The organism is Paenibacillus sp. NPDC057886 (assembly GCF_042796655.1).
GTDB lineage: Bacteria > Bacillota > Bacilli > Paenibacillales > Paenibacillaceae > Paenibacillus.
Genome location: NZ_JBHVMZ010000011.1, coordinates 204,133 through 223,724 on the forward strand (window position 1 = coordinate 204,133; position 19,592 = coordinate 223,724).

19 protein-coding genes and 2 pseudogenes are annotated in these 19,592 nt (G+C 46.0%); 9 read left to right on the forward strand and 12 right to left on the reverse strand.

Features of this window, described 5'->3' with window-relative positions; translation table 11 throughout:
• Positions 1–29: 29 nt before the first annotated feature.
• Positions 30–1,223, reverse strand: coding sequence for an MFS transporter (locus tag ACFVQB_RS30015; protein WP_379448080.1), 1,194 nt, complete (start codon positions 1,221–1,223; stop codon positions 30–32).
• Positions 1,224–1,384: 161 nt separating this feature from the next.
• On the opposite strand from ACFVQB_RS30015, the gene ACFVQB_RS30020 reads away from it, so the two are divergent.
• Complete coding sequence (locus ACFVQB_RS30020; protein ID WP_379448082.1) at positions 1,385–2,266, forward strand: LysR family transcriptional regulator; 882 nt, start codon at positions 1,385–1,387, stop codon at positions 2,264–2,266.
• Positions 2,267–2,288: 22 nt separating this feature from the next.
• Positions 2,289–2,963, forward strand: a complete 675-nt coding sequence (locus ACFVQB_RS30025) for a VOC family protein (RefSeq protein ID WP_379448087.1) — start codon at positions 2,289–2,291, stop codon at positions 2,961–2,963.
• Between the two features lie 304 nt (positions 2,964–3,267).
• Here ACFVQB_RS30025 and ACFVQB_RS30030 read toward each other — a convergent pair whose 3' ends face one another.
• The 4 genes from ACFVQB_RS30030 to ACFVQB_RS30045 all read right to left on the reverse strand — a co-directional run bounded on the left by ACFVQB_RS30030 (position 3,268) and on the right by ACFVQB_RS30045 (position 6,729).
• Positions 3,268–4,443, reverse strand: a complete 1,176-nt coding sequence (locus ACFVQB_RS30030) for an MFS transporter (RefSeq protein ID WP_379448089.1) — start codon at positions 4,441–4,443, stop codon at positions 3,268–3,270.
• A gap of 48 nt (positions 4,444–4,491) precedes the next feature.
• Positions 4,492–5,289: a dienelactone hydrolase family protein gene (locus ACFVQB_RS30035; RefSeq protein ID WP_379448092.1), complete on the reverse strand. Its 798-nt coding sequence runs from the start codon at positions 5,287–5,289 to the stop codon at positions 4,492–4,494.
• Positions 5,290–5,320: 31 nt separating this feature from the next.
• The gene (locus ACFVQB_RS30040; protein ID WP_379448093.1) at positions 5,321–6,187 is read right to left on the reverse strand and encodes an aldo/keto reductase; all 867 of its coding nucleotides are present in this window, start codon (positions 6,185–6,187) and stop codon (positions 5,321–5,323) included.
• A gap of 254 nt (positions 6,188–6,441) precedes the next feature.
• The gene (locus ACFVQB_RS30045; RefSeq protein ID WP_379448095.1) at positions 6,442–6,729 is read right to left on the reverse strand and encodes an ArsR/SmtB family transcription factor; all 288 of its coding nucleotides are present in this window, start codon (positions 6,727–6,729) and stop codon (positions 6,442–6,444) included.
• 254 nt (positions 6,730–6,983) lie between these two features.
• Here ACFVQB_RS30045 and catA point away from each other — a divergent pair.
• Positions 6,984–7,635 (forward strand): annotated as a pseudogene (catA, locus tag ACFVQB_RS30050) (type A chloramphenicol O-acetyltransferase); the annotation flags it as partial.
• A 681-nt stretch (positions 7,636–8,316) separates the two neighbouring features.
• On the opposite strand, the gene ACFVQB_RS30055 reads toward catA, so the two are convergent.
• The gene (locus ACFVQB_RS30055; RefSeq protein WP_379448098.1) at positions 8,317–8,466 is read right to left on the reverse strand and encodes a hypothetical protein; all 150 of its coding nucleotides are present in this window, start codon (positions 8,464–8,466) and stop codon (positions 8,317–8,319) included.
• Here ACFVQB_RS30055 and ACFVQB_RS30060 point away from each other — a divergent pair.
• On the forward strand, positions 8,465–8,710 hold the full coding sequence (locus ACFVQB_RS30060) for a helix-turn-helix transcriptional regulator (RefSeq protein WP_379448101.1): 246 nt from the start codon (positions 8,465–8,467) through the stop codon (positions 8,708–8,710). The genes ACFVQB_RS30055 and ACFVQB_RS30060 overlap by 2 nt on opposite strands.
• 32 nt (positions 8,711–8,742) lie before the next feature.
• Here ACFVQB_RS30060 and ACFVQB_RS30065 read toward each other — a convergent pair whose 3' ends face one another.
• Positions 8,743–9,012 carry a macro domain-containing protein gene (locus ACFVQB_RS30065; RefSeq protein WP_379448104.1) on the reverse strand — a complete coding sequence of 90 codons (270 nt, stop codon included), beginning with the start codon at positions 9,010–9,012 and terminating at the stop codon, positions 8,743–8,745.
• 385 nt (positions 9,013–9,397) lie between these two features.
• Positions 9,398–10,081 carry a CPBP family intramembrane glutamic endopeptidase gene (locus ACFVQB_RS30070; RefSeq protein ID WP_379448107.1) on the reverse strand — a complete coding sequence of 228 codons (684 nt, stop codon included), beginning with the start codon at positions 10,079–10,081 and terminating at the stop codon, positions 9,398–9,400.
• A 241-nt stretch (positions 10,082–10,322) separates the two neighbouring features.
• Between ACFVQB_RS30070 and ACFVQB_RS30075 the strand changes: the two genes are divergently transcribed.
• Positions 10,323–11,057 carry a response regulator transcription factor gene (locus ACFVQB_RS30075; RefSeq protein ID WP_094599888.1) on the forward strand — a complete coding sequence of 245 codons (735 nt, stop codon included), beginning with the start codon at positions 10,323–10,325 and terminating at the stop codon, positions 11,055–11,057.
• Positions 11,054–12,796 (forward strand): HAMP domain-containing sensor histidine kinase, encoded by a 1,743-nt coding sequence (locus ACFVQB_RS30080; RefSeq protein WP_379448110.1) that lies wholly within the window; start codon positions 11,054–11,056, stop codon positions 12,794–12,796. The genes ACFVQB_RS30075 and ACFVQB_RS30080 overlap by 4 nt, the downstream gene beginning before the upstream one ends.
• Before the next feature lie 212 nt (positions 12,797–13,008).
• On the opposite strand, the gene ACFVQB_RS30085 is transcribed toward ACFVQB_RS30080, so the two are convergent.
• Positions 13,009–13,242, reverse strand: coding sequence for a helix-turn-helix domain-containing protein (locus ACFVQB_RS30085; protein WP_094599886.1), 234 nt, complete (start codon positions 13,240–13,242; stop codon positions 13,009–13,011).
• Positions 13,243–13,355: 113 nt separating this feature from the next.
• Between ACFVQB_RS30085 and ACFVQB_RS30090 the strand changes: the two genes are divergently transcribed.
• The 3 genes and pseudogenes from ACFVQB_RS30090 to ACFVQB_RS30100 all read left to right on the forward strand — a co-directional run bounded on the left by ACFVQB_RS30090 (position 13,356) and on the right by ACFVQB_RS30100 (position 14,993).
• Positions 13,356–13,667, forward strand: a complete 312-nt coding sequence (locus ACFVQB_RS30090) for a DUF6809 family protein (protein ID WP_379448113.1) — start codon at positions 13,356–13,358, stop codon at positions 13,665–13,667.
• Positions 13,648–14,277 (forward strand): annotated as a pseudogene (locus ACFVQB_RS30095) (Rossmann-fold NAD(P)-binding domain-containing protein); the annotation flags it as partial. The gene ACFVQB_RS30090 and the pseudogene ACFVQB_RS30095, both read left to right, overlap by 20 nt.
• 347 nt (positions 14,278–14,624) lie before the next feature.
• Complete coding sequence (locus ACFVQB_RS30100) at positions 14,625–14,993, forward strand: VOC family protein (protein WP_379448115.1); 369 nt, start codon at positions 14,625–14,627, stop codon at positions 14,991–14,993.
• 641 nt (positions 14,994–15,634) lie between these two features.
• On the opposite strand, the gene glmS is transcribed toward ACFVQB_RS30100, so the two are convergent.
• The 3 genes from glmS to glmM form a co-directional block, all read right to left on the reverse strand.
• Positions 15,635–17,467 (reverse strand): glutamine--fructose-6-phosphate transaminase (isomerizing), encoded by a 1,833-nt coding sequence (glmS, locus tag ACFVQB_RS30105; protein WP_379448117.1) that lies wholly within the window; start codon positions 17,465–17,467, stop codon positions 15,635–15,637.
• Between the two features lie 244 nt (positions 17,468–17,711).
• Positions 17,712–17,885 carry a hypothetical protein gene (locus tag ACFVQB_RS30110; RefSeq protein ID WP_379448119.1) on the reverse strand — a complete coding sequence of 58 codons (174 nt, stop codon included), beginning with the start codon at positions 17,883–17,885 and terminating at the stop codon, positions 17,712–17,714.
• A 322-nt stretch (positions 17,886–18,207) separates the two neighbouring features.
• A complete protein-coding gene (glmM, locus tag ACFVQB_RS30115; RefSeq protein ID WP_076291156.1) occupies positions 18,208–19,548 on the reverse strand; it encodes a phosphoglucosamine mutase in 1,341 nt (446 codons plus the stop codon).
• Positions 19,549–19,592 lie beyond the last annotated feature (44 nt).

Here is a 19,592-nt window from a genome sequence, read left to right on the forward strand (position 1 = left end):
ATCGCACATCGTATAAATCTTTTTTTTCTTCAAACTCTGGACTCTGATTTATCATGAACCGCTGGAGAGCTTTTTTTATTGCCTATCACCAACTGAACCATGATTTGCAACACGATGATTATAGCCAGACCATAGAACGCTTGAACAAAGCTGCCCGTAGTATCATGGAGCCAGCCGATCGCCAGTGGACCAAGCGCGCCCAGAATGTAACCGCCCGATTGAGTCATGGCTGACCAGGCGCTGGCTTCCTGAGCATTATTTGTCTCATCAATGGGCAGCATCAGTGCGATCGGGAACAATCCCCCGGCACCAATGCCGAGTGGAATCGCGGCCAGCCAAGGACTGACGGACAGGTTCAGCATTAAGACTCCTATCAACTCCATTAACGCACATCCAACAAGCCAGAATACACGTCTTTGGTAACGGTGTACGAGCATTGGAATGAATAACGTAGACGGTAATGAAATTAACGTAAATAACGTTTGGATGCTGCCGGCAGTCTCTTTCGTGTATCCCTGGCTCTGGATCGCAGGCGCAAGCCATGCAGTCAATGAATAGAAGATCGCTGCCATCAGTCCGAAGAACACCGTCAGTACCCATGCTCGCATATTTTTCACTGGAAGAGCTTCAACGTTCACAGCAGAAATCTGCCCCGATTGTCGATCCTTTCGTGCTGCCAAGGCTAATCTCATCCAGATCGGCAAAGCAATTGCTGCAAGTAATGCCCATACCGCTAGTGAACCCCTCCACGACCCTCCCAGGATATTTTGAAGCGGAACCGATAACCCAACACTAATGCTGGCCCCCACGACCATTGCTGTAGAGTAGAGCCCCACCATGGCAGCAACTCGCGTAGGGAAGTACTGCTTGATAAAGCTGGACAACAGCGGCCCGGCTAATGCAATCCCTACTCCAGATAGAAATGAAGTAAACATCATCAAAGGCGTTGCACCCACGAACAACCGCAATGCCGTACCAATTCCAATAAGGATTAATGCCAAAACGATCGCGCCCTCATTCCCCCACCTCCTGCTCAGCTTTACGGAAAATGGAGCGAATATACCCATACATAATACGGGAAGCGTAGTTAACAGACTGGCGGTAATTCCGCTAATACCCAGATCACTTTGTATAGTACTCATTAGTGGTGAAATGGATGTAATCGGTGGTCGCAAATTCAATGAAGCCAGAATAAGCGCCAGAAGAATATAAAACAGTTTCACTATGGATCACCTCATGTATTGTTATATAGTTGCATTCACTAATGATCCAGGTTGTAGATCTTTTTGTGGTGCAAGACTAGTATAGAAGCATTATAATGATTGAACAATACAATAGTTTTTATTAAAATGATTATAAAAACCAATGATTAGAGGGAATGCATATGGAAATCCGTCAAATGGAAAACTTTATCGTCGTTTGTGAGGAACTCCATTTCACACGTGCTGCAGATAAAATCGGTATTTCTCAACCTACCTTGAGCCAACAGATCCGAGCTTTGGAGGATGAGTTAGGCGTTCCCTTGTTCGACCGGGTAGGCAAAAAAATTGTGATAACCCAGGCGGGAACGCTGTTCCTTGAGCACTGTGTACAAATGGTTCGCCATTTACATAATACCCAGGATGCGCTAGCAGAATTCCGCAATGATCAGCGAGGCAAGCTGGTGATCGGAGTCCTACCGTCCGATTTGGACTACCGTCTTACTCCATTGCTCGTTAATTTTCATGCCCATTTTCCCAAAGTGAAATTAAAGGTTGTTTCTTCGATTTATGTATTGAATCAAGTGCTGGATAACGAAGTCGACATCGGCATCGAGCTCACTTCCGTTTCTGATGATCGTCTTGTCCGCATTCCTTTGTGCAGCGAAGAATACGTACTCGTCGTTTCTGAGAACCACGCTTGGGCTGAACAAAATGAAATTGGAATTAAGGAATTGCGCGATATTCAGACAGTAATGTTCCCGGAAGGGTTCACAGGCAGAGAACTGGTGGATGGCTATTGCCGCAAATATGGCTTTACCTTGAATACAATCATGGAGACAAGTTCGGCAACCTCCATTATTAGTCTGGTCAAAGCTAACGTTGGCGGTACGATACTGCCATATCCACTGATCAAGGCAATGAATGAACCGACACTACGCATCATCCGAATCACGGACGATGCCCCTTACCGTCACTTTGAGATCATTCATCGGTCCGACCGTTACCTGACCCAATCTGCCAAAGCATTTATTGAGAAAACCATTGATTATTTTAATCAAGGATAAGTTCAGAGGGAGAGTGACTTGAATGCAAATAAAAGAGGTTAACTTGTTCACACATCAAATAGAGGCCATGAAGCAGTTTTACGGTACGTTATTGGAGTTGGAGCTATTGGAGGAGAGTACATCGTCCGTATCGTTCCGCACAGGAAATTCGCTCCTTTCATTTCAGCAAGCTCATGGTCAGGAAAAGCCCTTCTATCATGTCGCATTTACGATTCCTACAAACCATCTGCCTGAAGCCAAAAAGTGGGTTCAAGATCGAAACATCTCTTTGCTTTCTAAAGATGATAAAGATGAATTCTATTTCCCATACTGGGATGCAACAGCTTTCTATTTCTATGACCCGAGCGGTAATTTGATGGAGTTCATCGCTCACCATTCGTTAGATAATGCAGTCGAAGAAACCTTTGATTCTAGGCAGCTGCTATGCATTAGCGAGATTGGTCTGCCTGTCGATGATGTACCCGATACAATAAACAAAATGAATGGACAGTATCACCTTGAACCCTTTGCCGGAGATGGAAAGCAATTTGCCCCCATCGGTGACGCAGAAGGCATGTTTATTGTTATCGACAAAGAGATGCCCTGGTTCCCAGACGGGCGTATGCCTGGTGTTTTTGCCACTGAGGTAAAGGTTGAAACTGGACGGACTGGGAGCATTTCGTTGCAGAATAGTTTTTACTCTATTGATTCCAATTAAATTAGAGAGTCATGTGCTGTGATTCCCCCTATATTCAACTGAAAGGGATTAGCTCTCTTCTCACAGATAACAATGCCTTTATATTTAGATGGTCTGGACTCAAATAATTTAATTTGATTATTTGTCCATAGCAAAAGGGTCCTGATGACTTTTTTATCATCAGGACCCTTTACTTAAACATTATGATTTAACGTCATTGTCAGGTGTAAAAATCTCGGAACAGTCTGGAACCACCGAAGATACTATTAAAAAAGGTGGGAATCATTTTGCTAACTTATTTCACCCCTGTTCCCTCATGCCCCTTTCATCGTTTAGATTTAAACCCGTATTTTTTCGCTTTCCATGCGACGAACATAGCCAAAATTAACAAAACAAATCCTACCCACGGAAATGAAGACATCCCTACCGTATTCAGTAATATTCCACCTGCGGCACCACCACAAGCAATAGCAAAATTCCATGTGGTTGAGCTTAACGACAATGCGATATCTACAGCCTGATCATCCACAGCTTCAGCAATTGCAGTCTGTAAGAGTGATGCTGCACCACCGAATACAAATCCCCACAGAATGATAGCTACATAGATGCCAACCGGTAAGTTGCTACTGATACTAAATAGAACGGTAACTAGAATAAATGCTATTAAACTCCCAATTACTAAAGGACGTAAGTAACGATCAATTAACCTACCTATTAAAAAGGTACTCACGATCGAAGCAATACCATATATGAGCAATATGAATTCGATCTGATTGAAGCCTACAGAAGCTAGCAATGGAGAAATATAGGTATAGAGTATATTGTGAGCTGTCATCCAAGCCAAAACGACAAACAATACGGAACGTACTCCAGGTGTTCTGAAAACACTCCAAACCGAAACTGAACTTTTATCAGACTGCCCTGGAAAATCAGGTAATTTCCATAAAATCCATCCTATTAGAATAGCGGCGACCAAGGACACAACTCCAAATAAACTGCGCCAACCAATAAAAGAACTTAGAAATGTTCCGAGAGGCAAACCAAAGGTCAATGCAATGGGGATACCCATCATAGCGATAGACACGGCACGGCCTTTTAATTTCTCTGGTACCATACGTCTGGCATAGCCTGTAAGCATTCCCCATACAACGCCTGCAGCTACACCTGCAAATAAGCGAGCAACCAGAGTTAATATAAAGACAGATGATATGGCCGTGATCGTGTTAAAAACCAAGAACGTGCAAACGGTCAGTAATAGAAGCGACCGACGTCCCCAATTTCGAGTTGCTGTGATGATGGGGACAGCTCCCACGACCGAACCGATCGCATAAACAGTGGTCAATTGACCAGCCATACTTTGTGAAACACCAAGCCCTTGGCTTAATTGAGGCAGCAACCCGGCTGGCAGTATCTCCGATAGCAACGCGATAAAACCTGTCATTGCCAAAGCGAGCAGTCCCGCTAATGGAAGACGATTGGCGGCATTTGCATTTGAGTTCATTTTTCCCTCCTGAATACTGTTTTTTAAACGAATGTCCGCTTAAACCGCTTATTGCTGCTCTAGACGAATCGAATCGGATGCATACAGCTTTTCGGCGAACCAGGATAATGTGCGATGCCATGCATCCTGAGCTGCTAAGGGATGATAGCTTTGCCGTTCATTACAGAAGAAACCGTGATCGGCTTCCGGATAATAGTAAATGGCATGCTCGATATTAGCTATTTCCAACGCTTGATCTACTTGCTCGACGACTTGCTTGGGAATCCCTCGATCCATTCCTCCAAAGAAGCCGAGGACAGGCACCTTGATCCGGTTCGTTCTGTTCACGGGCGCAACCGGAAATGGAGGAGTTTGAGCCGTCAGTCCTCCACCGTAATAGACGACGGACGTTGTGATCCTGTCAGAGAAATGGCTGGCAGTTAGATAGGAGAGCATGCCTCCCATACAGTAACCGATGACACCGACTCTTGTTTCGTCTGCACCTTCCAAATCAAGAATATAGTCGAGGACAGCCTGGAGGTCACCCATCGTTCTCTCCTCTGTCAGCGGCTCTCGAGCCTGGGCTGTTGCCGGATATTCCGTATAGCCGAAGGTTTGCCACACTCCCGTACGATAATATAAATCGGGTGATACGACGACATATCCTTGTGCGGCAAAACGACGGCAAACATCCTGAATGTGGCTGTTCAGGCCAAATGCCTCTTGAATTAAAAGAATGACAGGGAGATTCAATTTTGAAACTCCTTTCGGTCTGACGATGAACAAAGGAATCTCTGCAGGAGATCCATCAGTGGTATCCCGCTTGGCGATGACCTTTTCTGTTTCTACTTCAGTAGGTAATATCATGAATAACACACTCCTTTTTTCAGTAAAACCTTTATTTCAATTGTGAAAGGGTATTGAAATCTTCCTCGCTGAGCGTAATACCGGCTGCCGCGATATTCTCCTCCAAATGCGAGAGGGTCGAAGTTCCCGGAATCGGCAGCATAACCGGTGAACGTTTTAACAGCCAGGCAAGCGCGAGTTGAGCGGGCTTCACGTTGAGTCGTACGGCGATTTCATCAAGCGGACTTCCTTCACGCGCAAGCGTGCCCGTCGCGAGCGGAAACCAGGGAATGAAGGCGATGCCGTTCGCTTCCGCGTATTCGAGCACAGGCTCCGAATCACGCTTCACCAGGTTATACAAATTTTGCACGGAAGCGATTGGTGTGATTTTCTCCGCTGCTTTCAACTGGTCCACCGTGACTTCGCTGAGGCCAATATGCCGTATTTTCCCTTCTTCCTTCAGAAGCGCAAGCTCGCCAAGCTGTTCTTCGAGTGGTACTTTTGGATCGATTCGATGCAGCTGCATGAGGTCGATACGCTCGAGACCAAGATGACGCAGGCTTAGTTCGACCTGTTGACGTATGTATTCAGGACGCCCAACCGGAAGCCATTCGTCCGGGCCCGGACGCGTAAGGCCCGCTTTTGTGGCGATCACAAGATCTTCCTTGTATGGATGAAGAGCCTGTTTGATCAATTGTTCCGAGACGGAGGGGCCATAGGAATCGGCGGTATCGATGAATGTGACGCCTAACTCTACCGCTCGCCGCAGAACGCGTAGGGCTCCCTCCGGATCGGCGGGATCTCCCCAGACTCCAGGGCCTGTCAATTGCATGGACCCGTAGCCTAACCGATTGACCTGAAGATCCTTTCCAACTTTCAATTTGCCGGAAGCTGTTGCCGTAATTTGTTGCTCAGCCATTTCCATTCCTCCCCTTTTTGAGATCATTCTGTCTTGGGTAGTACATCTTCAACCACAAAGATAGTTAGATACTTGTAAAAGTATCTCATTGATATTTAATTTCGTCAAGTTGTTCTATCAAAATTTAATTTGATTAACAATGTATAGCTGCACACTGATACTGCAGACGTACTCAAACGAACGCAAAAACCCCCTCATGTTCCATGAGGGGGTTCCGATAAATATTCAGTTTGAATTCAACCGGCGCGTTTCATTCAATTCGCATCGATTTCCGAGAGTCTATCCAGATAGGTACGAAGAGTGTCGGACTGCAGAACGAGATTCTTAAACTTGCCCTCGCGTATGACATGGATTAATCCTGCCGTCTCCAACTCTTTAATATGGTGAGACATGGTCGGTGCGCTTACGTTATGGTTATTTTGAAGTATACTGCAGGCAAGGGGGTCTTTGGAGGCGCCGATTTCTTTAAGCATCTTATAACGTCTCGGCTCGGCAAGAGCACGGGAAATTAAGGTGAACTGATGATCTGATAATTCAGTCATGAAAATGTCGCTCCTTTCTTGTGAATTCGTCTGGTGAAAGGTTACCACAATTATAGCACATTTCAAACTTCCCAAAACAATCGAAAGTGTTTCTATACGCTCGAGGGCGAAACGAGGCAATCGGTGTGTTGTTTTTCAAATAAATATTTATGATACAATAATATGGACTCTTAAAAAAGGATTGATTCTAATGAAGAAAGCAGACAAGTCAGCCTCCTAATTTCACTTTAGATAAAAATTAGGAGGCATATCAAATGAACTTTAATAAAATTGATATAGACAATTGGAATAGAAAAGAGATATTTAATCATTATTTGAACCAACAAACGACTTTTAGCATAACCACAGAAATTGATATTAGTGTTTTATACCGAAACATAAAACAAATAGGATATAAATTTTATCCTGCATTAATTTTCTTAGTGACAAGTGTGATAAACTCAAATACAGCTTTTAGAACTGGTTACAATAGCGAGGGAGATTTAGGTTATTGGGATAAGTTAGACCCACTTTATACGATTTTTGATAGTGTATCTGAATCATTCTCTGGTATTTGGACTGCTGGAAAGAATGACTTCAAAGAGTTTTATGATTTTTACCTCTCCGATGTAGAGAAATATCAAGGTTCTGGGAAATTGTTTCCGAAAACACCTATACCTGAATATACTTTTTCCATTTCTATTCTTCCATGGACTTCATTTACTGGGTTTAACTTAAATATTAATAATAACAGTAATTATCTTCTGCCCATTATTACAGCAGGAAAATTCATTAGTGAAGGCAATTCAATATATTTACCGTTGTCTTTACAAGTCCATCATTCGGTTTGTGATGGTTATCATACAGGATTGTTTATGAACTCTATTCAGGAACTCGCAGATAGATCTAAGGACTGGCTTTTATAATAATTAGAAAATGAGATGTCTCACAAGCTCTTAAAAAATGCATATCGATGAAGAGTAATAACCCGATATGTTCAAACGGGACGAAGCAAAGGTCTATCCTGCTTCGTCCCGTTTATGCTTTTCCATCATGCTTTTCAAATGGTTGGGTGTACCTCCATTTTATCAAGGAACGGTTTCTTTTTGTTTTACAATTTAGAAAACGGGGCTGTCCCTAGCCATTTTTATGACTTATGGGACAGCCCCGTTCTAATGTCACTAACTTGCCTGCTAGCTAAATGAAGCATCGCCAGTCTAACATTTTATTTTCTCGGTCTATATAGAACTTTATTTTCTTCTGTCATCTCTTTTTGAAGAAGTTAAAAATAGTTCGCAACTGAAAACCCATGCCACTTCTAACTTTCCTTGTCTTAGGATCGATTTAAAGTTTGTAACTGAATCTTCTTTACAGGAAAATAAATTTTGTAACTTCATATCAGGGTAGTCCATTTCAGTAGATCTGTTTATTGATTCAGTTTCCAAAAATATTTATCCCACATCTTAGAATTTCGTAACTTTATGCTCTCAGCCCGACTATACCTTTCATCATCATCACGAATCATAAGATCGGTATTGATCTGTTGTAACTATTAAATCTTATATTTTCATAACTCTTTGATGAAGAAATTATAGGCTCTCTGTGCGCTTATTCTTCATTAAGCTGAGCAACCGGATTCACTCCACCCAGAAGGAAGTCGGCAACACGCATTACAACAAGATGTCCGTCATCCGCACCAAAATCTACAACCAGCCCTTCCTGAACTGGACGATCGAAGGCCTCCCACGAGCTGACCATGAGCCGGTCCTGCTTCCAGCACCTGTATAAGGACTTCTTCGGCGTAAGCCCGATGGCTGACGTCATTGCCAGCCGGATCGAACATGCCAAATATCTGCTCACGACCACAGACATCTCCGTCAAAAAGATCGCCGAAATGAGCGGCTACGCCAGCGAGATTCACTTCATGCGCCAATTCAAGCAGCAGACGGGGCAGACGCCATCACAGTATAGGGAGCACAAAATAAAGCCAGACCGCTTGTAAGCAGTCTGGCCTGGTGTGCCTTGTATAACTATCTATATTTTATACAAAGTAACTTCATAGTCTGCAAAAACCTTCCCGATCATCTGCTCTACCACACTCCACTCCCCGTTCGCCAGCCCGCAGCCAATGTTGTACGGGAGGGCGACAGACAGTCCCTTGGCCTGCGCTTCTGTCCTCAGGATGGTTAATGCTTGCTCCAGCGCAGCATAGTCCGTATACCGGGTTTTGCTCCTCCCATAATCAAGCTGGCCGAACAGATTCGCCGTACTTCGCGCCCGTCTGCACCAGCTGGCAGTGTCCAAGCAACTCGTCAGGCGTGTACTGGTCACAGTACTTTTTATACTCAGGAAATAAGTTCGGATATCGGTCCCGCAGAATCTTCGCAATCCCCGACCCCATCACCCCCTGACAATTCACCTGATGCCCAAGAATATTTTCACTGGCTTCTAATAGATCGCCGTTTATGATTTGGATGGTCATGGTTCTCTCCTTGTTGTTGTGACTTGGGTGTTTGGCAGATAGATTGAACTTAAGAATGTCCGTTCCGGGATAGCCGTGACTACAGAGAATGTTTGGCCTTCCGGCCGCTGTTGTCCCCAGATTTCTTAATTTGAACTATATTAGCAGTAGAAATCCGGCGACAAAGGCGGACGCTACCGCTCCTCCAGCTCCAAAATTCTCCTCCGTCTACAGCGTAGAATAATAGAGAAGATTGAGGCCGTTATACACGATATGCACCACGACTCCCGGCCAGATGGAGCCTGTCTTGCGGAACAGGTATCCCACCAGGATGCCGACCATGAATGCGTCTAACAGGATAACGGTGAATCCATGAATCAAGCCGAAGATTGCAGCGCTGCCTACCACCCCGGCCCATGCTCCATATCGGTTCAGTGCATTGGCAATTACGCCGCGGAATACAAACTCCTCGCTGAGTGGCGTGAGGATGGCCCCGGTGATAATCAGAATGAAGAGCGAGAGCGGACCGCCTTGCGCTGCCGTCTGGAAGTCCGCCTGGGTGTTGATCTCGGTAATAAAGTGATAATAGATTCCTTCAATAACAAAGCATCCCCCGAACGCGGCAATGCCGATTACGACCGCCACCAGCAACCATTTCCGTTCAGTCATCCGAAACCCGAAAGCACGTAAATTGCGAATCCGCAAGGCGTAGGCTGCAAACAAAGCCAGGAAGCCAATCAGACCATTGCCCGCACCTCCGATATTAATCCGCAAGATGGCTTGCTCATCAGGAAGTTGAAGCATCCAGACACCAAGGATAACAACGCCAACCATATAGAGGAACAGTGCAGTTAGGATCTCCGGCCAGCCGGGCCGGGTTTGAGGTATTTCAGACATGGATGGACTGCTCATTGCCAGCCTCCCGGTAGTGACCATTTTTTACTCATGCTATTAACCTCCGCTTTAATAGATTGAATGCAACCATCCTTTTCCTCCTACTCCTCTCATCGAAGCTCGAATGTGCTGCTCAGACCTATCCTACCAACCCCGCTGGAACAGAACTTAAACGAACCGATGAATTTTTGCTTAATTTTGTCCCCGCTGTTTAGGTTCTGTTAAGATAAATATGTTATTTTGAAAAAAGGGTGAGAAAATGCCAAATCTATCCGCTATTAAAATCGCTATCGTTGACGACGAACCTTCGATGATCACCATGCTGCAAATGGTGCTTCGCCGGGAAGGTTTTCATCAACTGTACGGGGCTTCCACTTGTACCGAAGCTCTCAGCCTAGTGCAACGCGTGGTCCCCGATATTGTTCTGCTTGACATTATGCTTCCCGACGGCAGCGGACTGGAGCTCTGCTCCAAGATCCGCGAATACGGGAACCCGTATATACTGTTCCTGACAGCCAAGGCGTCCGATCTCGATATTCTAAAAGGCTTCGCCATGGGTGGGGATGATTATATCACCAAGCCCTTCAACCCCCTGGAGGTAGCCGCAAGAATTCAAGCGCGCATACGCCGGTTGGAGCCGGAAGCCCTGGCGTCCGGTTCTGCGAAGCATCCCGATGCGGGAATTTACCGGTTCGGCCGCTTTACCATCAACGAGGCGGAGGGCGAGCTGACCGTAGAGGGACAGCCCGTTCCTTGCCCTGCACAGGTTTTCCAGCTATTACTGCACTTCTGCAGACATCCCGGAATCGTATTCTCCAAAACCCAGCTCTACGACAATGTCTGGGGGATCAACGGACAGGGCGATGATTCGACCGTGATGGTGCATATCCGCCGCATACGGGAGAGGATTGAACTCGATCCCGGCAATCCAAAGCTGCTGCTTACGGTACGCGGACTTGGCTACAAGCTGGTGAAGGAGCCGGAGGAGCGATGAAAATCCAGCAACGTATGGCTTTCCACTTCACGTATCAGTTGATTTTCTATGCTCTGGCAATTGTGACCATTGCTTTGGTTGCCTGCATCCTGTTCTTTCAGAACATGACCAGTAATGAGATACGCCGGAACTTTCCGGTTGGCGTCCTGCAACAGATTGCCCAAGAAGCCCAGTACAAAGACGGAAAAATTCACATCTTCTCCCAGTGGAACAAGCTTATCAAAGAGAAAGAGATGTGGCTGCAGGTGGTTAGTGCGGAAGGAGACGTAGTCTACAGCATTAATACAACTCCCTACCCCGCACTGCCTGCCTCCTACTCCACCGCTCAATTGCTCGATATCCAGGAGACACGGAGACTGGGGTCTTATGCTGTGCAGACGCAACTGAATTTCTCGTTCCAGGACCCGCTTCTATATGTACTCGGCTATCCAACCCCTGACCTTGACCAGCTCACGGCGTGGTTCAACGCTTACGGACAGCAGGGCATGGTAAGAAGTGAAGCGGTTCCCCTCTTGGAACAGCAGCTTCGAGAGACTGGCAGTTATCTGCAAGTGATCGACCCTGAGAGTAACACCGTACAAGGCATTGGCGATCAAACGTATGTACAAAAGGCATATCGGCCGCTGGATATTCTGGCCATCCAGCAGTCTCCAGACAACTATGACGCGGGTATTGTGGCCCACCGGGACGAGCCGAGCGGAATGACCTGGATCGTCTATACGCCCCATGCAGCCGGACTCCCTCTGAAGCATCCTGTATTGGAAAACGCAACGCCGAGACTCATCTGGATTGCTGTACTGATCCTGATCCTCGCTCTGTCGATCTCCATCTGGCATGGCTACCGCTATGGGCGGCCTCTGATTCTGTTCGCAGGCTGGTTCGAACGGATGGGCCAAGGGCAGTACGACGAGGTGCTGACCGCCAAGGACAAACGTAAGGTATTCCGCCGCAATGGCACTATGCGAACCCGCAACAGGCTCTATCAGGAAGTCATTCAAGCCTTCTATCAAATGACTCATCAATTGGCTCAAATCGAGAGGGACCGCAAGAGGCTCGAGAAGGAGCAGGCGGAGTGGATGTCAGGGATCTCCCATGATCTGCGCACACCTCTGGCCACGATTCAAGGCTACGGATATATGCTGGAGAAGCTGCCTGAGCAATGGAGCCAAGAGGAAATGCGGATCATGGGTGCGACCATCCGGGAAAAAGGGGATTATATGCTTGAGCTGATCTCCGACTTCTCTCTAATCCATCAGCTCAAGCAGAGCGATTCCATCATGGTCCGCCGGGACATCGATCTGGCAGAGTTGGTACGCTGCTCCGTGTTGAAGTACGTCAACGATGCCACCATGTCTGAGTATCTGTTTCACTACACCGGGGAAGAGGATTCCCTGTTGATACAGGGAGATGTAACCTGGTTACAGCGGCTGATGGACAATTTGCTGTCCAATGCGGTCAAGCATAATCCGCCAGGCACAACCATTACCGTCAATCTTATCCGAGTCAACGGCCAAGCTTGCATACGGGTACTCGATAATGGGAACGGGATGGATGAGGAGACACTGCATCATTTGTTCAATCGCTATTACCGCGGAACCAATACCGAGGAATCAACAGACGGCTCCGGACTCGGAATGAGCATCGCCAAAACCATCGTCGAAGCACACGGCGGCGAAATCAAGGTCCAATCGAAAATTGGGCAAGGCACGGAATTTGAGATTCTTTTGCCCTGCTGTTAGATCGCGCTAATCTGTCAAGTTCAGCTAATTCTGTAATGAAGCAAAGAATTCAGGCAATCGGCCCTTAATCGTACGATATCAATTCACTTCAATCCAAATGGGGGAATTAAAGTTTCTGAAATAACTTATCAAATTATAGAGTTAATATTGAATGGATAAAAACCAAAAATGACTGTGCAGAAATCTGCAACAGTCATTTTTGTGTTTTATATTCACTTGGCTCCAGCAATCTCTTCCTCCACAAGCCTAACCAATTCCGAAGCCTTCATATTCAACGCCTCAGCAAGCGCTAGCAATGAGTTCAGGGTAGGCTGATGAATCCCGCGTTCCAGCATCGATATGTAAGTCCGGTCAAGATTGCTTTGGAAGGCTAACTTCTCTTGACTCATCTTGTTTCTCTTCCGAATAGTCTTTAACACTTGCCCAAAGATTTCTTCTGATTTCAAGGCCATACCTCTTTTAGGTTAATTATCTAGTTGTCCGAACATTCAAATCCACGTAGTATACTCTACAAAATGATAATAATTCATGATATAATTTGCATAAAGGGGATGAGGGAATGAAGAGTCATTTAGAAAAGCTATATCATGGCCATTTGCATCCGAATGAAAACGTAATACCAAGTGACCCGCAATACTCTGAATTATGTCAACAAACATCTGAAATCATAGAGACTTGGAAGAAACGACTTACAGAAGAGGAGTTCCAACAATTAGAAGCATTGTTAGACCTAAACGCTCAGACACACGGCATGGAGCTATCCTCGATTTTCAAATATGGATTCCGTCTAGGAGCAGGCATTATGGTTGAGGTTTTAACGGGGGAGGAGGATCTTGCTAGTAGGTTGAGTAAAACATACGAATGCAGTTGAAGCCGCTGCACGGGCGAAAGTTGGATTCATCGCTTATACAAGTGCACCGAATGCAATGGAAAGCAAGATATTCCTTGCAGCAAGTCATCAGGCGACGGAGAAGGCGATTCTGGAATCCGGCATTCCTTACTCGTTCCTGCGTAATAACTGGTATTTGGAGAATGAGACGGCAAGCATTCAAGCTGTGCTGGCTGGAGCGCCTTGGGTTATATCTGCGGGATCCGGCAAGGTAGGCGGGGCCCTTCAGCAAGAATATGCAGAAGCGGCGGCGGCCGTACTTGCCGGCGACGGACATGAGAATACAATCTATGAGTTGTCCGGAAAACTGCTGGCGCAGGAAGAACTTGCGTCCGCACTTGGAATCGTTTTGGGCAAGGAGGTTCTCGTCCAGCAAGTAGATGATGCCACCTATGCCGAGATCATGAAAAAGGCTGGCGTACCGGACTTCGTTATTCCGATTCTTGTAGGGATTCAGCAAGGTATTCGGGGAAGAGCTTTTGAGGTGGAAAGCAACGATTTCGATAAGCTGCTTGGCCAGCCATTAACGCCAACGAACGAAGCCCTAAGTCAACTTGTACAAGGGATCTCCTATAAGCAGTTGGATAACTAGACTGCCGTGTGGCGAATGACCCTCGAGCGAGTTATGAGTTAGAGAGCTCCGAAAGGCTCCAGACACGAATAGTGCGTTAAGGTCAAGCCGTGTGGTCGCAAAACAGCTTCTATTGACATACGTAGTGTAATGGCGGTTTCCTTGAAAAGGTACCCAAGAGAGGTATCCAAATCTATCTGCGATTGTTTTTGACTCATGTCAGGAGAACGTTTAAACCTCCGTTTAATTGGTATTAATCCCCATAAAGGAGGTGTTGCCCAAGGAAGAAAAGTTGAAACATTCCCGATGTCAGTATTACGACTTATATTAATAACATAAACAACCCCTTATACAAAGGAGGACATTAAATGTCAGTAATTGGACCCGACTTCATTTCACTTCAAGTGAGCAATCTTGAAGGCTCTGCGGAATTCTATCAAAACTATCTCGGACTGGTCCGCTCACAGGCGGGACCACCTCATGCTGTGGTCTTTGAAACAAAGCCTATTGCATTTGCTCTTCGTGACCTAATGCCAGGAATAGAACTCGGTTCAGGTACTCAGCCTGGAGTTGGTGTCGCTCTGTGGCTTCATGCCCCTGATACGCAAGAAATCCACGACAAGCTTATTGCAGGAGGCGTAAAGATTACATCCGCACCAATAGATGGACCATTCGGGCGAACCTTTACATTTGCCGACCCAGACGGTTACCTAGTTACCCTTCACAGTAAAGCCTAATACGCAAATGTATCCAGGGGGATGGTTCAGTGAATGAGTTTTTCATAAGAAAAGTTAATCATCTAGAAACCTGTAAGTTGATGCATCTCGTTGAAGAAAGTACGCGCGAAGGTGCTAAAAGAAACCAAGAGCAATTTTCTGCTCTTGGTTTCTTTTTACTGATCTTTTTGATTTCTAGAATCTCATCAGGAAAGCACAACGAGAATAGGTACTAATTATTATTAAAAAAGTGCTGCTAAAAATCACATATTAGAAACCATCATTTATTATCCCTTCTCTTTTTCCTAAGCCCCTAGGCAAGCTACCAACGGTGCTCTGTGAACCCCAAAGTACAATAAGATACTTAGATTGGCCGTTAGCCCATTTCATGGCCCTTAGGAGGACCATATGTGTTGGAGACATATATTTTCCTTGGAAAGCGACAAAAAGGCTGTTGAAAGGCAATTTAAGCCCCGAGAACGGCCACTCCAATACGGAATTTGTCTTTAATCTTATTAAGACCCCTGATTTTCCTGATTAAACAACAAATGAGCTCAGACTAATCTGAGCTCATTTGTATGTTGGTTAAGAAGTTACAAACTATATTTTTCAGTTACATACTAAATTTAACGCATTCACCTTTGAAAATAAAGATTAATCCCTTACTCTACCGTTACACTTTTCGCCAGGTTACGTGGTTTATCCACATCGTGGCCCAGTGCCAGGGAAGCGTAGTAAGCAAGCAATTGCAATGCTACAACGGACAGAGCCGGGCTAAGCAGTGGCAGCGTCTTAGGAATTGCAAACGCTTGGTCTACCGATTTCAGCAATGGCGCTACGTGCTCTTCGTACGTAATTGCCAGTACGTCTGCGCCACGTGCTTTCACTTCTTTGATGTTGCTCACGGTTTTCTCCAAAACGTTCTCCTGCGTTGCCAGAGCAATGACAGGGATACCGTCCTCGATCAATGCGAGCGTACCATGTTTCAACTCACCCGCAGCATACGCTTCGGAGTGAATATAAGAGATCTCTTTCAGCTTCAACGATCCTTCTTGTGCTACTGCATAGTCAAGACCACGGCCGATGAAGAAGAGATGTTCATGTTTGGAGATTTGCTCTGCATATCCTTTAATGGCTTCCGCTTGCTCCAGCATGGATTCCACTTGCTCAGGCAATGCTTGCATTGCTGCGAGCGTATGAGCAATCTCTTCTGCTGTTTGCGTGCCACGAACTTGTGCAAGGTACAGACCCAGCAGATTGAACGCGATTAATTGCGAAGTGTACGCTTTAGTGGAAGCTACAGCAATTTCCGGTCCTGCCAGTGTTGCAATCACATCGTCCGCATCACGTGCAATGGAGCTACCTACAACGTTAGTGATGGCGAGTACATGTGCACCATTCGACTGTGCTTCGCGCAGTGCAGCAAGTGTATCAGCCGTTTCACCAGATTGGCTCACCACGATCACAAGTGTATCTTTGCTTATGATCGGGGAACGATAGCGGTATTCGGAAGCAACATCCGTTTCAACCGGAATACGTACCAATTGCTCGATCACAGTACGTCCAACCAGACCTGCATGGTACGCTGTACCACAAGCGATGATTTGAACGTTACGGATATTTTTAATTTGCTCTTCGGTCATTTTCAACTCAGGAAGTTGAACTTTTTTGCCTTCATTATCGATGCGACCCAGCATTGTATCACGATATGCTTTTGGTTGCTCATGAATTTCTTTCAGCATGAAGTGCTCGAATCCGCCTTTTTCTGCGGTTACAGCATCCCAATCGACACGAATCATTTCCCGAGAAATAAAGTTGCCTTCAATCGTCATCAATTCGACAGCATCATGTGTCAATACAGCCATTTCACCATCATTCAGAATGTACACGTTACGTGTATGTTCCAGAATTGCCGGGATGTCGGAACCAATGAAGTTCTCGCCTTCACCAATACCAATAATCAATGGGCTTGCTTGACGCACAGCTACGAGTTTCTCAGGCTCATGCTCTGTCAATACACCCAGTGCGAATGCGCCACGCAACAACGTGATCACTTTTTGCACTGTTTTAACGATATCACCATTGTATTCACGTGCGATCAGGTGAGAGATAACCTCAGTATCTGTCTCGGAAGTGAACGTGTGACCTTGAGCGATCAGTTCGTCTTTCAGATCCAGATAGTTCTCAATAATACCGTTATGAACAACAGAGAACTTCTGGCTTCCATCCGTGTGTGGATGAGAGTTCTCATCCGATGGTTTACCATGAGTTGCCCAACGTGTGTGTCCAATTCCGGCATTACCTACCAGTGGTGCACCATCCAGCTTGGCTTCAAGGTTCGCAAGACGACCAAGAGCTTTCGTGATTTGCAGACCTTCCGGTGTGAATACCGCGATACCTGCAGAATCATAACCACGATACTCAAGTTTCTTCAATCCTTCGACCAATACCGATTGAGTGTTCTTATTACCAATATATCCAACAATACCGCACATAGTTTAGTTCCTCCGATTGTATATGAATACTGCGCTACGAAGAGAAACAGGCTGGCACGGCATATCGGAAAAATGAAAATGATTGCCTAACGTATCATAAATACTTTCAACTATTCAATTATCAATGATCAGAGCAGCCTCTTGCCGCTCCGCAGTCATAAGCTGTTATTAGATGCAATCATGAATGTACATCATTTTCCCGTCCGCGCACTGTTCACGCTCTTCGCGCACATTCATTTGTATTTTAGTTGATTCTTGCACCTACCGGCACGTTGTGTGGACAGTCACCCATCCATTTTCCGCAATCCGGTTTACGGCTCTGGTGCATCACCGGGAGGTCCCCGCCGAACAATCCGAACACCTCCACCTCGTCAGCTTGATTGCCGTCGATCTTGCTCAGTAGTCTCTTATGCTTCAAGATTCATACCGACCCAAAATCCTTCCCGCGCAACTTCAAGCTCTGGCGCTTGTGTAACTAGTACCTTACGATCCTCACTTTCTGTGTCTGAATGACGACTCCACTCATTATATGCACGTCAGGTTCATTTTGCAATGGAGCAAAGTACCTGTGACAATTTCGGCATATTTACCCACAATCCCGACCTGTTAAACAGACCCATGGTCTCACTAGGCCGGGACGTAGGAATATGGTTTTGTTTGGCATAATCCCTGCTAGATTACACCTTTTGATACAGTAATTGCTTGAACAAGCCGTGTTTGGAAGGCTTATCGATCAGGTCCTATACCAGTTCTTTTTGCACAACATCCGCAATTTGAGACACGAATTGTTCAAGTTCATCCTTATCTGGTCCTTCCGCCATAACACGGATCAAGGATTCGGTCCCGGACGCACGAACAAGTACACGTCCATTATCGCCCAGATGCTGCTCCACTGTAGCAATGGCTTGCTCAATCGCGGAATTGCCTTCGTATTTGCTCTTATCTTCAACACGCACGTTCACCAATACTTGTGGGTACTGGGTCATCAGCGCCTTAAGTTCACTAAGTTTTTTGCCGGAAGCCTTCATCGTGTCCACGAGCTGAATCGCTGTCAGCATGCCGTCACCTGTTGTGTTGTAATCCAAGAAAATAACGTGACCGGACTGCTCTCCACCCAGGTTATAACCCCCACGACGCATTTCTTCCATCACATAACGGTCACCCACAGCAGTCTTTGCTGTTTTCAGTGCAAGCTTCTCCGTAGCTTTGTAAAATCCGATGTTACTCATTACGGTGGAAACTACAGTACTGTCTTTCAGTTTGCCTGCACGATTCATCGCATCACCACAGATACACAGAATAAAGTCACCATCAACCTCTGCGCCTGTTTCATCAATTGCAATCAGTCGGTCTGCATCCCCATCAAAAGCAAGGCCCAGATCTGCGTTATGTTTCAGCACCTCTTGTTTCAAATGCTCCGGGTGAGTTGATCCGCATTGCTCATTGATATTCAGGCCGTTAGGCTCAGCGCCAATGGCAATGACTTCTGCACCAAGTTCTCTGAATAATTTGGGTGCCAGCTCATAAGCTGCTCCGTTAGCGCAGTCCAGAACAATTTTGAGTCCTGAGAACGATTCATTTACCGTTGTTTTCAAATAGTCCAAATAACGGTAACGGGATTCTTCATCCACAGTAACGGTCCCCAAACCACCACCTACAGGTCGTGGCAATTGATCCGTTTCTGCATCCATCAGTTCTTCGATCCGGTTCTCCGTCTCATCCGACAGTTTGAAGCCATCTCCCCCAAAAAATTTGATTCCGTTATCCTCAACCGGATTGTGGGAAGCCGAGATCATTACCCCTGCATCGGCTTTCAGCAGACGAGCAATATACGCCACTCCAGGAGTGGATACAACACCCAGACGAATTACATCGGCGCCAATGGACAGCAAACCTGCAACCAGTGCGGATTCCAGCATAAGCCCCGAGATTCGGGTATCCATACCGATGACCACTTTTGGTCTTTCCACACCACCTGCAAGCACATAACCACCACAACGTCCGATGCTGTAAGCCAGCTCCGCCGTTAACTCTTTATTGGCAACACCTCTTACGCCATCTGTACCAAAATATTTCCCCATGATCTAACTCCTTCTATTCGCATCATATAAGAGCATAAACGTTA

What these genes read in the sequence shown, in the direction of transcription:
- ACFVQB_RS30020 (WP_379448082.1), top strand. Translation starts at nt 1,385, where the DNA reads ATGGAAATCCGTCAAATGGAAAACTTTATCGTCGTTTGTGAGGAACTC.
- ACFVQB_RS30025 (WP_379448087.1), top strand. Translation starts at nt 2,289, where the DNA reads ATGCAAATAAAAGAGGTTAACTTGTTCACACATCAAATAGAGGCCATG.
- ACFVQB_RS30030 (WP_379448089.1), bottom strand. Translation starts at nt 4,443, where the DNA reads ATGAACTCAAATGCAAATGCCGCCAATCGTCTTCCATTAGCGGGACTG.
- ACFVQB_RS30035 (WP_379448092.1), bottom strand. Translation starts at nt 5,289, where the DNA reads ATGATATTACCTACTGAAGTAGAAACAGAAAAGGTCATCGCCAAGCGG.
- ACFVQB_RS30040 (WP_379448093.1), bottom strand. Translation starts at nt 6,187, where the DNA reads ATGGCTGAGCAACAAATTACGGCAACAGCTTCCGGCAAATTGAAAGTT.
- ACFVQB_RS30045 (WP_379448095.1), bottom strand. Translation starts at nt 6,729, where the DNA reads ATGACTGAATTATCAGATCATCAGTTCACCTTAATTTCCCGTGCTCTT.
- ACFVQB_RS30060 (WP_379448101.1), top strand. Translation starts at nt 8,465, where the DNA reads ATGAGCCGGTCCTGCTTCCAGCACCTGTATAAGGACTTCTTCGGCGTA.
- ACFVQB_RS30055 (WP_379448098.1), bottom strand. Translation starts at nt 8,466, where the DNA reads ATGGTCAGCTCGTGGGAGGCCTTCGATCGTCCAGTTCAGGAAGGGCTG.
- ACFVQB_RS30070 (WP_379448107.1), bottom strand. Translation starts at nt 10,081, where the DNA reads ATGAGCAGTCCATCCATGTCTGAAATACCTCAAACCCGGCCCGGCTGG.
- ACFVQB_RS30075 (WP_094599888.1), top strand. Translation starts at nt 10,323, where the DNA reads ATGCCAAATCTATCCGCTATTAAAATCGCTATCGTTGACGACGAACCT.
- ACFVQB_RS30080 (WP_379448110.1), top strand. Translation starts at nt 11,054, where the DNA reads ATGAAAATCCAGCAACGTATGGCTTTCCACTTCACGTATCAGTTGATT.
- ACFVQB_RS30090 (WP_379448113.1), top strand. Translation starts at nt 13,356, where the DNA reads ATGAAGAGTCATTTAGAAAAGCTATATCATGGCCATTTGCATCCGAAT.
- ACFVQB_RS30100 (WP_379448115.1), top strand. Translation starts at nt 14,625, where the DNA reads ATGTCAGTAATTGGACCCGACTTCATTTCACTTCAAGTGAGCAATCTT.
- glmS (WP_379448117.1), bottom strand. Translation starts at nt 17,467, where the DNA reads ATGTGCGGTATTGTTGGATATATTGGTAATAAGAACACTCAATCGGTA.
- glmM (WP_076291156.1), bottom strand. Translation starts at nt 19,548, where the DNA reads ATGGGGAAATATTTTGGTACAGATGGCGTAAGAGGTGTTGCCAATAAA.